We start from the raw sequence: 13500 nt of genomic DNA on the forward strand, positions 1-13500 counted from the left end.
TTTCATGCACCTCCGGGTTGATTTCATGATAAGGGGAGTGGCATTATTGTGCTCGGCCTCACGCTCTTCGAAGCGTATAACTTGTTGTCAATAAGGGTAAAAATAACTACGGCAAAGTTTTCAAATCGTATCCGCCGCTGATGATAACGGTCAAGTTGCCGTTAAAGCCGGGCGCAGTCGTCACTCCGCGTCCGCCTCGCGGGAACAGGATCAGATGGTTTTCCGGCACCGCCTTGCCGTTCGTCAAATCGACACCATCCGTTACATCGGCAATCCCGTTCTTGTCTGGTGAATATGCAACGGCCTTGCCCGAACGGACGACGGCTTGCGCTCCCTCATGCGCGATCAGCGTCTTTCCTTTTTTGACGACGACAACCTGAAAAGCGGCACCCTGCCCGTTAGACGGCTCGGTCGTTCCGCCGCCTCCCGTTCCTCCTCCGGACTGGCCGCCCAATGCGGCCAGACGTTGATCGACATAGCTCTTCGTCACGACCGGATCGTCCACCGATCCCGGAACAGCTGCGCCGCCTCCTACATCGGCGGAAGACGGCCACTTCGTTCCGATCCACAGACCGGTTCCGAGAATGACAATTGCGGCGGCCAGTCGTATCGTCTGCTGTTTCATACGCAACATGCTAACCCCTTCCGTCTGCCATATAAATCTAGCATACTTCATTCCGGCAGACCGGTCTACCTTGTTTCGGTCATTCTTCCGTCGCAAACCAGTTAAGCTCTCTCGAAGCGATCAAGAGCTTGGTATTCTGGAATACTTCGTAAACGTTCAGCTTGTATTTCTGATAGTCCGAGATTTTGTTCTGCACTTCGGTATCGGTGAATACGATGGTCAGCGGCAGGTCAGCGCCCTTCTTCAACATCTCCTGCCCTTCTTCTTGTTTGTCGATCGTATACGTCTTGCTGAACGTCACTTGCTGATTATCCTGATTTACGAATTCGATCATAATTTTTCGGTCACCGGCAATGATGTCGTATTCATCGTTTTGCTTCAACGAATATTGCGTCGACAGCTCGATTCCTTCGACCGTAAAACCGGAGCTTACTTTCAACTGTGCCCGTATTTTGGAGAATGACAATTCATGCCCTGCAAAAAGTATATTTTTCAGGTCGGGAGCGACTTCGGTGCCGCCGCTACCGGACAGTGTGTAGGCTACCGGTTTGACGATGACGGTCTCCGCTGTAGGGGCAGGCTCGCCTTCCGACGGTGTGCCGGCACTTGCCGCCTCCACACCCTGGCCGATGTACAGCTTGTAATTCGAAGTGTCGAATCGGCTCGACAGCTTCGCCCATGCGGAAATCAAAATTTTGCCGCCAGGCATAAGCTTGGTCGTCGTCTCCGAAAATTGAACCGGCACCATCTCGCCGCTCGCATCTTCGACATAACCACCTAGCTTGGCCACGTCGACCGTTCTCGCTTCTTTATTCGTCAGCACAAATTCGGAATAGAAATATCTTGCGCCGTCGCCTTCGAATATCGCGTTGCGAATAAGACTTGCCGAAGACTTTTTCCCGACGTTGGTAATGTCGTATTCGCGGATATAGTTGTACGAAGGTATCTCGCTCAACTTTTGGCCGTTGAAGCGGTACAAGTTTTTCGCCGGTTTGTCCTGAACGGGCTCCGTGCTGACAAACGATATCGTGTTGATTCTCGTCGTATACGGAATTTTCGTATAAACGACGTAATTATAGGTTCCTTTTGGCGCTATCGTAATGGTTTGGTCCAGAGCGACCGATTTATAATCACCATCAATCTTCACCCCGTTGACCATAAAGTAACCGCTCAGGTTCGGCACTTTTTTCGACTCCGAGCTTTTGTTGGTTACGGTAATGTCTGCGACCAGAATGTCGCTGTCCTGCATCGGCGAACGGACAACGCTGTTCAGCTTGATTTCGTAAACTTTGTCATATACAAACGAGCTTGTAAGCGAGCCTTCGCCCGGAGCCGCTGTTTGGGATACCGTTTTATAGTTTCCGATGACATAGCCTTTATCGGTCTCGGATGCCCCCATGCGCAGCTCAATCGTCGCATCGCTAAGCTTGACATTGGACGGAATTTGTCCGGTCAGCTCCAGCTTCTTCTCGATATTCGGCAGCAGTCTTCCGTTTTCTTCCTTCGTGTAAGTCAACGGGTAGCTTACTTTGCCCTTTGTATGCAAAATAAACTCGAGATTCGGGAACGCGATCGAACTGGATCCGGTATTCTTCAGCTTGAAGTCGACCGTCAACGCTTGCCCTTCGTCATTTTCATCCAGCACAGCGGCCCCAACGGAAGTGCTGACCGGCTGTCCGCTCAAATAGACAGTGCGCGACTTGCCGTAGGCGAGCGCCGAAGCCGGCTTGACCGACGGCAGAGCGAAGACGCCCAAGGGCAATTGGACTTTGCTAGCTTCATCGTTCAATGCGGCGACGAGCGACAGCGGTTTGCGCGCCACCGTTTTCGGCAGCGTCACATGAAGAGTGACAATCTTCCGCTCTTTCGGTTGAATAACCATTTGTTCCAATTCCGGCGCATTTACGGTATAGACCGACATGCTTTCCGTTTGGACAAAAAACTTCAATGGTGATACATTCGCTGCTTGCAGACCGGAATTTTCAAGCAAAAAATTGACAGTCATATACGCATTGGTTTGATCTTCTGTAATGAAAGCCTGTTTCACCGCGGAACGAAGCTTCGTATTTTGAAACCGAACCGTTCCCGCCTTGAATGCCTGAACTTTGTCGGTCGCATTGGAAGGCGCGGAAATCGTGCCGAGAAGACGTTCATAGTTGGCCACCGAAAAGTCCCATTTGATCGCCTGAAACTGCAGATCGGACAGCTTCGTGCCGGAATCGACAACGGCGTAATAGGTTAGCGTCCCTGTCGTTTTCGCCGGAACAGATGTTTTCTCTTTATCCGCTTCGACCAGTGTCGCTTTAAACACCTTGCCGCTCTTCGTTTTTACCCGTACCCAATAATCGATCAAATTGAGCGGCCGCGAGCTGTTGTTCGTTATGTACACATTAAAAGCGAGCACCTTACCTTTTCCTGCATCAGGAAATGGGCGTCCCGAACCGACAAAACGCTCGTTGAATTGAGCCGAACATACTGAGACGAGAGCGATTTTTGCGAAGCGGCCGCCTGAGCCGTTTGAACAGTTTCCGGTATAACAAGCGGCACGCTCGTATATAACATTGCCGATGCGGTAACGGTGATGACCCCGTATTTCAACCACCTATAATTCACGATCATTCCTCCTGTACGTTTCTACTTTAGTTAGACGTATGAATCCCCTCATTTGTTTCGGGAATTCGCAAGATTTAAAGGAATTTCGTCCTGACAATAAAATAAAACAGGCAGGGATAAATCCCCTGCCTGTTCACGGTTCCTCGGATTATTACTTAACAACGAGAGTCGTCGTTGCCGATACACCGTTCGTAGCATAGTAGGTCAGCGTTACGAACTTGCCAGCCTGATCGGCTTTCGCTTGTACGCTCGTTTTGCCTACTACCGTTGCAACGCCGCTGTTAGCCGTCACATAGATTTGGCCGTCTTTCGGAAGCTCAACACCGTATTGGTCTTTCACTTCGAGTTCGTCGGCGAAATCAATCGTGTGGCCTGCTTGAACCTCGTATTCGTCTTTCTTGAATTTAACGGTTTTCGCAGCAGGTGCTTCGTCGGAAACCGTTACTTCAACGCCCGGTACTTCGATGCCGTTGACAACAGCGCTGATCGTCGATTTGCCGACATTGACACCCGTCAGAACGCCGTTGTTGACTGCAACAACCGAAGGATTGGAGCTCGTTGCAAACGAGACGTTTTCATTAGCCAGTTTTACAACCGTGCCGTTAGCGAGCTTACCGTTAACTTTAACTTGTTTCTGATAACGCTCGTCTTTCGTTTTGTACAGCGTACCGATCGATTGAATTTCATACGACTTGATGTCGCTCGAGTTAACGACCGTGATTTCTCTCTCGTAGGAGGAGTAATCAACACCTTTCAGGCTAACCGTAATAACAGCCGTACCTGCACCTCGAGCAATCAACTTGGTTCCGTTAAATTCAACAACGCTCGTGTTGCTAGATTTTACTTCGTAGGAGTCTTCTTTCGCTGTGCCTTCACGACCGTAGTTGTCGACTTTCAGGATGTTATCCTTACCAAAATTGTTTTCTGCACCAACTTCAAGAACGTTAGCAACATCTTTAAAGCCGCTGATTCTGACGTCTTTGGACGTTGGTTCAACCGTAAGCGTAATCGGGTTCGGTTGAGCGATGCCGTTAACGATCGTCGTAATCGTCGTCGTACCAGCTTGAGTGAACGTAAATTTCAGTTCGCCTTTAGCCGTCAGTTTGTGCGTGAAAGTCAGACCCGAAATAAACTGGATTTTGCTTTCTGCCAAGTTGATATCGGAACCTTTCACTTCTTTACCGAAGGAATCGACGGCAACAAACGGGAACGTAACTTCTTCACCTTGAACGATTTGAACGCCCGGATGCTGCAGTTGGAATTCTTTCACTTGCGCTTTGCCTGCGACCGTAATCGTTGCGCTTGCCGAAGCGGCCGTAGCCGGGTTCGTGATCATGATATTGACGATGCCGGATTGGTCGCCAGTGCTGAATTTCACTACACCATTGCTGTCAACGGAAATATCCGTAATGATACGCGTGTCGCTGACATAGATGTACAGACCGCCATGTACCAGATAATTCTGGTTGCCGAAGGATTTCTTCGTCAGCGTCGGCAGTTTGATCGTTTGACCCGTTGCCGTCGTCAGCTCCAGCGGAAGAATGAGGCCCGTCTCGTTGACCGAGATCCGCTCTTTACCTTCCAGCGGCTTCACTTCGCCGATTTTGATAACGGTAGCTGCGCTGCCGTTGATCACTTTGTAAACTTTCGTTGCAGACAGTCCGGCAGCCGGGTAGATTGCCGTAACCGTAACGTCATCATTAATAGCTGCTTTATTGTAGAGATCTACTCGTCCGCCATTCGAGTTCGTAATGATATCGATCGGTTGGCCTTTCGTGTTGTTGTAAACCGAAATTTGCGGAGTCGCGTTTTGCATTTTCTCACCGAATTGGTTAGAAACAACAACTCCCAGTTCTTGGGATTGACCAGGCTCGTTGATCGTCAGAGCCGGAGCCGTGATTTCCAGTTTGGTTGCACGCTCTTCTTCGACTTTGACCGATGCCGGATCGAAGCCTTTGACCGTCACCGTGTAATCGCCAGCCGGCAGGTAAGCGGCCGTCAGCGCAACGGATTTGTTGTCTTCGGCAAATTTCGACGTAACGTTAACCGGCGTCAGACCGCGCTTCACTTCGAACGTCAGGTCTTTCTTCTGATCGTCCGTCAGCGCTTTGCTGAATTCGACAGTGATCGTTTTAGCGCCCGTTTGAGCGGCTTTCGTGATCGTCGTTTTATGCTTTTGCACGAATACTTCGTACGAAGCGTCGACGAGTTGGCCACGAGTAGCGTTAGCCGTGTAGTCGGACAGTTCCGGGATGAATCCGGCTTCGATAGCCGCAGCTACGTAACCTTTCGCCCAGTTGCTGACCGTACCTTTTACTTCTGCATTGGATTGTTGCAGACCGCTGGACAGAACGATCGTTTTAGCCAGTTGTTCAACCGTTACTACGATCGTCGGACCGAACTTGCCGCCGCCGATACCGTTCATCAGACCTGCATCGGATACAGCGCCAATGTGTGCGCGCGCCCAGTGGTTAGCGGACACATCGGAGTATGTAGCCTTGGCGTTGTTCAGGTCCAGGCCGTTCAGCAGAGCCAGCACTTTCGCGAACTCCGCGCGGGTCATGTCGTTCTCGAGACCAGCGCTTCCGTCCGGATAGCCGGTGAAGATGCCTGCCTCTTTCAAGGCATCGAACTTTTGTTGCGTAGTCAGCTCAGCCGCGGATGCCATAGATGCGAACATGGAGAACACCATGGCAATGGCTACGAGCAAAGACAAACTTTTCTTCATAACCTTTTTTCTCCTCCTCTGAATTGCTTCAGTTGTTGTGTGGAAATTGGATTGCTCGTTTCCCTCATCTGCCGATTCACCTCCTTCCCAGAGTAGAGCAATATGATGATATAAATGATGTCTGCAATCATGCTTTAACCCTTGTAAGAACATGTCGCAGAAACTTGTAAATGCAGGTAGAAAAATGTGGTAGAGTAAAGCCACCACTATCACATTATACAATGGCCTATCAGCACCGTAAAGAGAAAGTTGAGAATATGTTCCAAAACGTTCTTAAAAATAGTAAAACTTTCCGGGTGCTTGTGAAACGCTTGAGAATCACTTGCGAAACTTCCTTCCGCATGCCGGACAAACCGCAGCGGCTTCCCCTTCGCATTCGACAAATAATCTTTCAGCTGCATCGTTTTCAACTACATGTTATTTGACGCAGAATATCCGAAAAAGTTTCGCGGTCCGAAAAAAAATAAAAAATTTTATCGCCCAAATCGTCGGCTACAGAAGAGTATGTACGGCAATCGCGCCTTCACTCTACTTAGTATACCGCAGTTCCCTGGCATCGTCGACGATAAACATTTCTATTTATCGAATCATCTCGTCTTTTGTCGAGGAAGCGCGAAGGCCGGCCATAGTTGTCCTATGACCGGCTCGGCCTTCTTGATTCGTCAGTTGATTTTCGGCAGCCGCTTCAAGTCGGCCAAAATCCGTCCGACAATGATGGCCGCATCGGAACGCAGCAGGTTGGAACGCGGCTCGAACACAAAGCCTTTTTTCGGATCATTCGCATCGACGGGCGCGCCCACGATATAGCCTTTCTTGGCGACGGCGGATACGGCCGCCTTGGCGTAGTAGCTCACGTCGGATGCGTCCTTGAACTGCTTTTCCAGATCCTTCTGGATTTTATCCGGATCGGTTTGAAGCTTCAGATCGAGCGCGCGAGCCATGATAAGCGCCGCTTCCATGCGCGTCAGATTCGAGTTCGGCTCGAACGTGCGCGGGAACGTGCCGCGGATAATGCCCTCGCGGGCAGCCGTCTCGATATAACGGAAATCCCACAGCGCGTCCGGATTGATAATGTTCGGCACATCGTCGAAGTGCGGCTTGCTCAGCTCGTAGTTCAGCGGAATGTCAAGCGCCTTGACGATCATGCGGGCAAATTCGCCGCGGGTAATATACATGTCTCCGCCGAACTCGTCAAACCCGGCCGCATTCATAATGCCTTTGGCATAGATGGCTTCCATGTAGTTGCGCGCATACGGATGGCTCGTAATGTCGGTGAACGAATAGACCATCTTGCCGACAACATAATAGCCGAACTGGGTGAACGGAACGGTGACCGTATTTTTCTTCGTGTCCACGACGCCGCCCATATTCTCCCAGTATTTGCCCTTCACATCATACCGGAAGACGGTAATGATCGTGCCGATGCTGTCGCGCATGTTCGGATCGAACGCCAGCGTCAGCTCTCCCGCTTTGGATGTAATCAGCTCGCGATCGTCTGGCCGCTCGTCGTAGGTCGGAATTTTCGTGCCGCCGGGTCCCGTCGTACCCGGATACTGGTACGGGTCGACGCCGTACTTTAACGGATCATAAGCCTTCGTGTTCGGGTCGTCGGCAAGACCGGCGTCAATCCAGTATACCGGGCTCGCTTTCGTGAATCGCGTCGGGAACGATACCCGGAAACGGGTGCCGAAGCTTTCCAGAATGCGGTCAAAATTGGCCGGCAACGTTTCGAACTCTCTCCGGTCCACAACCCCGTCCTCCGGATTGGCAATGCCGAACAGCAGCTGATGTCCGCTGAACACCTGGTTTTTCAAATTGGCCGGAACATTGAAGTCGCGGCGAATCAGCGACGTATTTTTCTCGAATTTCAACGATATGCTGCCTTCAAACACTTTATGCGACGATTTCATTCCTTCCATCACTTGCGCGCCGGGAATGTTCGTCGGCACATAACGGATCGTGAACGAATCCGAGATCGTGTCGTTCGCGCTCGTGATGGTAAAGTTGATTTTGTTGTCGCCGGATTTGAGACCCGTCACCATGGCGCGGTACGCACCCGGATAATCGATGACGCCGTCGTTGTCGGAATCGAAATCGATTTTTTCGGCTTGCATTTTGTTGATGACGACGTTGTTGGCGCCGGGCGCGTTAATGATAACCTCGATAAAGTTCTGGTTGACAATCGATTTGTGCGGCAGAATCGGCCGCAAAATATCGTACGGCAGCGACGTCGGATCGACCTCCAGCCGGTAGCTGGCGCGCGGCCCCGTCTCTCCGCTGTTGTACACGTAGAAATTGTAAACGCTCGGACTGCCGTCCGCATTCAGCTTCTGGTCTTTCAAAATAAACGAGAACGATTGCGTCGCGACATCATAGTACACCGTCAACAATCCCGAAATGCTGCCTGTGGACGGGTAGATGCCAAGCGTCTGGTTGGTAGAGCTGTCAATGACATAGAACGGCTTGGACAAATCCCATGAAATCGGTTCTTTGAGCGTCGAACCGGTAATTTTCAAAATGTATTTGGCCGGATCGATGCTCGCTCCTGCCCCGAGTCTGCTGTCCACCGCGGCATAGCTCGTTCCGAGATCGATAAAATCGAACGTGCCGTAGATGTTCATATCCGGCTTCGTCGTCGTGTAGACGCTGCCCGACAGCGGGAAGTTCGGATCGTTCGGCAGCGGCTCGTCCAGGTTCGAGCTGTACGGGAAGACGCCCGACGTTCCCGCTACCGGAATGACCGGCAGATTGGTCGGCACGAGATTGATTTTGATCGTCTTCTCGTAGAAATTTTTCGACCCCTGGAACACGAACCGGATTTCGTTCTCGCCGGCAAACAGCGCGTCGAGCGCCTGCTGGCGGTAACTATTGTCCAGAACGAAGTTCGTATCGTTCGGGCTGCCGGAAACCGGCACAATCTTGACCGGCAAATTGTTGATATAGAAGAAAATCGTCTGCGGCTTATTGTTTGCCGTATCCGGCTCGTAGCGAATTTCGTTCGTATTGTTGATATTGAGCAGCTGCCCTTTGAATTTCTTCAGCTTCGTATCGATAATATCCTGCAGGCGAGTCGAAGACGTCGTGTCGTCGTCGATGACCATACCGTCAAATACGCCGTCATATTTGACGAACGGTCCGAACAGCATATTGAACGTCACTTGCCCCGTCGTACCGTTCAGATCGTATTCGATCGTCTGCGTGCCTTCGAACGGCAGTTTCTTGAGCTCGATGACAATTCGCTGGAACGTCCGGGCCACGCCGTCGACCGTGCGCGTCACAAGCTGCTGCGACAGCGGCTTGATCTCGTAATCGGCGGCAGTCAGCGTTGCCACCTGACCGCTCTGGCTCGTTACTTTCGTCAGATCGACCGTATGACCGCCCGCTCCCGGGTTGCCGATCAAAATTTCCATTCCGAGCGGAAGGCCGTAAATGTTGGCGCCTTCCAGCTTCGTTCCGGAAAGGCTCTCATAGCTTGTCGGCTTGTAGCCCGGCAAATAGTTAACCTGGTAGACATACGGCGTATTCGCATCGCGGAGCGAGAAATAAAGTTCGTCCGTTCCTTCCTCGGTCGGCGACACCCCAAGCCGCTTGTTCACCTCGTTCTCGGCGAGCAGCTGCAGATTGTACGCTTTGTTAAACTGAAGCAGCGATCCGGTAAGCGGAATCGTATATTCGAAAATAAAGAACGGGTCGCTCTCTTTGTAGGTGCCGGATACCGCTCCGTTGACCGTGCTGTTCTCGACGGTCGCCGCGCCTTGCTTCAACGTATATTTGATCGGCAGCGGCTGGGTCGGATCCGGATGCGGAACATTCGTATTCGGATTCGCCGCCTCGGGATGGTACGAGTTCGGCACGATAACCTTCCCGGTAATCGTCAAATTGTTAATGTCCGTGACAATCAGATTCGGATTATATTCCAACGCCTCCGTCGCGCCGCCCGGATCATTGATGTTCACATCATAGAACGTGACGCTGCCGTTGTAGAACACCACTTCCCGCGTCGTCTCGATCGTTTGGCTGGCATTGGAAATTTTGATCGTCACCAGATTTTTGCCCTTGCGGACATTGATCGGCGCAGCGACGAACGAGAAATTGTTCGTGGAGTTCACCGAATAGGTTTTGCTGCTGCCGTTTACGATGATCGTAACGCTTTGCGCGTTGGGCGCATTACCGGAAATCGTAATATCGGCGTTCGCCCTTCCGCGCGACGGCTGCGAATGCACAACAGTCGTGCTGTTCTCGGACATCTCGAAACGGTTGCCGTCCAGCTCGGCGCTCAGGTTGTAGAACACCGGGCCGTTGCGGTACTCGATATAGATCGAATTGCTGACCTCCCCGCCTCCCTGCATGCCTTGGAACGTAATGCGGTTCAATCCGGGGAACAGCTCCAGATTGTAGATTTGAATCGTGGATCCGTTGACATAAATATTGCTCGTCACATTTTCGCGCTTCGAACCGATCAGATCGTCATTCGGATCGTCGGTTCCGTTATTGTCGATAATTTGATAAACATGATACGAAATGGACGACGAGCTGACGCCGGTAATCGTGCCTGTAAGCGTCACGCGGCTGTCCGTCGTAATCCTCGGCTGTGTCGCTCTGTCGCTTTCCGACGGAAACGTGAAACTGCCCGTTGCGGCCGATACTTGCTGCACGCCGGAAAACGGCAGCAGCTGCACCATAAGCGCCAGCACAACAAGACCGATACCCAATTTTCTAAACACGGTAAGCCTCCTTCTTCCTGATTGTCCGTATCTTCTGTTATCGGTCGGCAGCTGGAAAAAGTTTAGACTATCCGGGCAAATTGCTCGTAAATGCAAACAAGCCCCGCCTCCCTGGCCGGGAAAACGGAGCTTGAACAAACAAAACCTTATTTCGAACGGGACTGGGTGTCCGGCTTTGCGCGCAGTCTCGCAAGGAAATCGAGTACGGGACGTCTCGTTTTATCCACGATACCGATTAGTTCCGCGCCGATCTGCAAGCCGAACATCAGCAAACATATGACGACGAACGTTACCCAGTTGGCGCCCGAGGATTGCACGACAGCCGCCTGGAAAATCGCGCAGGCGCCGAAAAACGCCGCCACGCCGTAAATAATCAGCACCGTGCGGCGATGGCTGAAGCCGAGCTCCCGCAAGCGGTGATGCAGATGGCCTTTGTCCGGAGCGAAAATCGGGCGCTTGTTGACCCAGCGGCGCACGATCGCGAAGAAGGTATCGGACAGCGGCACGCCGATAATGAGCAGCGGCGTGACGAACGAAACGATCGTGACCTGCTTGAAACCGAGCATGGACAGCGTCGCCAGACTAAAGCCGAGGAACAGGGAGCCCGAGTCGCCCATAAATATTTTGGCCGGGTGGAAGTTGAAGACCAGAAATCCGGCAATGGCTCCGAGCATCAGCGTGCTGAGCAGAACGATCGGTTCGAATCCGACGATGACCGCCATGACGAGAATCGTCCCGATGGCGATGCCGGACACGCCGGCGGCCAATCCGTCCAAACCGTCGATCAGATTGATCGCGTTGGTGACGCCGACGATCCAGATGATCGTAAGCGGAATGCTGAGCCAGTCGGCAATCGGCTGCATCGTTTCACCGAACGGGATGTTGACGAGATTGATATGAATGCCGAATCCGAATACGACGACGCAAGCAGCGGCCAATTGGCCGAGCAGCTTCACTTTTGCCGAAAGCTCGAAGCGGTCGTCCAGCGCGCCGATCAGCACAATAATCGTTCCGCCGACGAGCAGCCCGCGGATCAGATTGATATCATAGGGACGAAGCAGGCTGTCCGGCATAAGCGGCAAGGCGACGAACAGCGCGACGGCAAAAGCGATATATATGGCGAGACCGCCAAGACGCGGCATGACCCGCGTATGCACTTTGCGGTAATTGGGCTTGTCTATAGCGCCGATCCGAAACGCAAGCGATTTGACGAGCGGCGTCAATACAAGCGCGAGGACGAGCGCGACAGCAAATCCGATGAGATATACGTAAGTAACGCCCACTGGGATAATCCAACCCCCTTTTTTCTACCGGATTGATTATACTCCGATCAAAAAAGAATCTCCAATCCCAATTTCATGAATTTTTCATGATTTTGGCGGAATTACGGCAAAGTTGGGCGGCCTTTCGTTACGTTTTCTTTGTCTCGGATTACTTTCAAGGCGAATTTGGGGAGCACCAGCATTCGTTTGTACCGTTTCGGCTCCTGCAGCAGCCGGTAAAACCATTCGAGCCTCAGTTTCTGAAACAGCACCGGCGCCCGCTTCAGCTTGCCGGCCACGATATCGAAGCTCCCTCCGACGCCCATCATCAGCGTCGCGCCTAATTCATGCTTATATTTGGCAATCCACGGATCCTGCGTATCCGTCGAACGGGCGACAAACAAAAGATCCGGTTTGGCGTTGCGGATCGCCTTGACCACATCGGCGTCCTCTTCCGGCCCGAAAAAACCGTTGCGGAAACCGGCGATCTTCACGTTCGGATAACGGTCGCGAAAGTTGACCGCCGCCGCCTCGATCGTCTCTTGCGTGGTACCGAGCAGATAAACGCTCCATCCCCGCCGGTTGCCGATCTCCATCAGCCTGTGCATCAGATCGAAGCCGGCTACCCGTTCGGCGACCGGCTGGCCGACATACGAAGCGGCCCAGACGATGCCGGCGCCGTCGGGCACGATCAGCTCGGCTTCCAGCATCATCTTGTAGTAAGCCGGATTGTCCAGAGCCGCCATCACCATAATCGGATTGGCCGTGATCACCTGGATCGGCCGCTTCCGCTCGATGGCGTCCGTCATATATCGCAGCGTATCCTCCATATTCATGCGGGAAAAAGGAATGCCGTAAATCGGCACTGTCGGCACGGCCGGCAGCCCGCCTTCGCCCGGCGAGCCGCCGGAAGCCGGAAGACGCTCCTTCCCGCCTGCATCGGCTGGCTGTTCAACCGTTCTCGTTGTCATGAAGAGGAATCCCTCCCGTATATATCTCTAACGCAGCAGCCGGACAATTTGTTGCGCAGGCCGCACCGCCTCGGCCTTGAGCGTCCGGATGGCGCCGCGATGACGTTCTCTCCACGTCTCGCCGCCTTCGAGCAGCGCGACCGCTTGATCGGCGAACGCCTCGGGATCGAGCCGCTCCGTCGTGCCGACCGGTTCAAGACCGAGCCGATGAAGAAACTGGTCGATCTTCGGGTCGTACGACAGCCCGAGCATCGGCACTTCCTGGTTGGCCGCGTAGATCAGCGCATGCAGGCGCATGCCGAACAGCAGGTCGCAGCGGCCGACCTCGAGCAGCATGCGCTGCGGATCGTCGCCTGGGGCGGCCAGCTCGACCGAGCTGCCGCCGCCCAGGCTGCCGAGCCGTTCCATCACTTCCTTCGACGCTTCCGCGTCGGAGGGGGTATGGAACGGCAAAACCGCAGCCGCACGGCCCGACGGCGGGCCAGTGCGGCCAGCGCTTCCGCGGCGCGGGCCAGGTCGGCCCCGTCCTTGCGCCACCGGCGCAAGGAGACGCCGACGACCGGCGCCGCCGCGGTCC

7 protein-coding genes are annotated in these 13500 nt (G+C 53.1%); all 7 read right to left on the minus strand.

Going from position 1 to position 13500, the window contains the following annotated elements; all coding sequences use genetic code 11:
• Nucleotides 1–106 precede the first annotated feature (106 nt).
• The 7 genes from PACILC2_RS11565 to PACILC2_RS11595 all read right to left on the minus strand — a co-directional run bounded on the left by PACILC2_RS11565 (nucleotide 107) and on the right by PACILC2_RS11595 (nucleotide 13376).
• Nucleotides 107–634 carry a hypothetical protein gene (locus PACILC2_RS11565; RefSeq protein WP_244863454.1) on the minus strand — a complete coding sequence of 176 codons (528 nt, stop codon included), beginning with the start codon at nucleotides 632–634 and terminating at the stop codon, nucleotides 107–109.
• Nucleotides 635–704: 70 nt separating this feature from the next.
• Nucleotides 705–3029 carry a hypothetical protein gene (locus tag PACILC2_RS11570; RefSeq protein WP_213528953.1) on the minus strand — a complete coding sequence of 775 codons (2325 nt, stop codon included), beginning with the start codon at nucleotides 3027–3029 and terminating at the stop codon, nucleotides 705–707.
• A 360-nt stretch (nucleotides 3030–3389) separates the two neighbouring features.
• On the minus strand, nucleotides 3390–5966 hold the full coding sequence (locus PACILC2_RS11575) for an S-layer homology domain-containing protein (RefSeq protein WP_213528954.1): 2577 nt from the start codon (nucleotides 5964–5966) through the stop codon (nucleotides 3390–3392).
• A 662-nt stretch (nucleotides 5967–6628) separates the two neighbouring features.
• Nucleotides 6629–10690, minus strand: a complete 4062-nt coding sequence (locus PACILC2_RS11580) for an S-layer homology domain-containing protein (RefSeq protein WP_213528955.1) — start codon at nucleotides 10688–10690, stop codon at nucleotides 6629–6631.
• 146 nt (nucleotides 10691–10836) lie between these two features.
• On the minus strand, nucleotides 10837–11982 hold the full coding sequence (locus PACILC2_RS11585) for an MraY family glycosyltransferase (protein ID WP_082655031.1): 1146 nt from the start codon (nucleotides 11980–11982) through the stop codon (nucleotides 10837–10839).
• A gap of 92 nt (nucleotides 11983–12074) precedes the next feature.
• A complete protein-coding gene (locus PACILC2_RS11590) occupies nucleotides 12075–12923 on the minus strand; it encodes a WecB/TagA/CpsF family glycosyltransferase (RefSeq protein WP_082655030.1) in 849 nt (282 codons plus the stop codon).
• 27 nt (nucleotides 12924–12950) lie between these two features.
• Nucleotides 12951–13376 (minus strand): polysaccharide pyruvyl transferase family protein, encoded by a 426-nt coding sequence (locus PACILC2_RS11595; RefSeq protein WP_244863455.1) that lies wholly within the window; start codon nucleotides 13374–13376, stop codon nucleotides 12951–12953.
• Between the last annotated feature and the right edge of the window lie 124 nt (nucleotides 13377–13500).

Source organism: Paenibacillus cisolokensis, from assembly GCF_018403665.1.
GTDB lineage: Bacteria > Bacillota > Bacilli > Paenibacillales > Paenibacillaceae > Paenibacillus_AH > Paenibacillus_AH cisolokensis.

Coding starts and splice junctions, on each gene's coding strand:
- PACILC2_RS11565 (WP_244863454.1), bottom strand. CDS start 634: ATGTTGCGTATGAAACAGCAGACGATACGACTGGCCGCCGCAATTGTC.
- PACILC2_RS11575 (WP_213528954.1), bottom strand. CDS start 5,966: ATGAAGAAAAGTTTGTCTTTGCTCGTAGCCATTGCCATGGTGTTCTCC.
- PACILC2_RS11590 (WP_082655030.1), bottom strand. CDS start 12,923: ATGACAACGAGAACGGTTGAACAGCCAGCCGATGCAGGCGGGAAGGAG.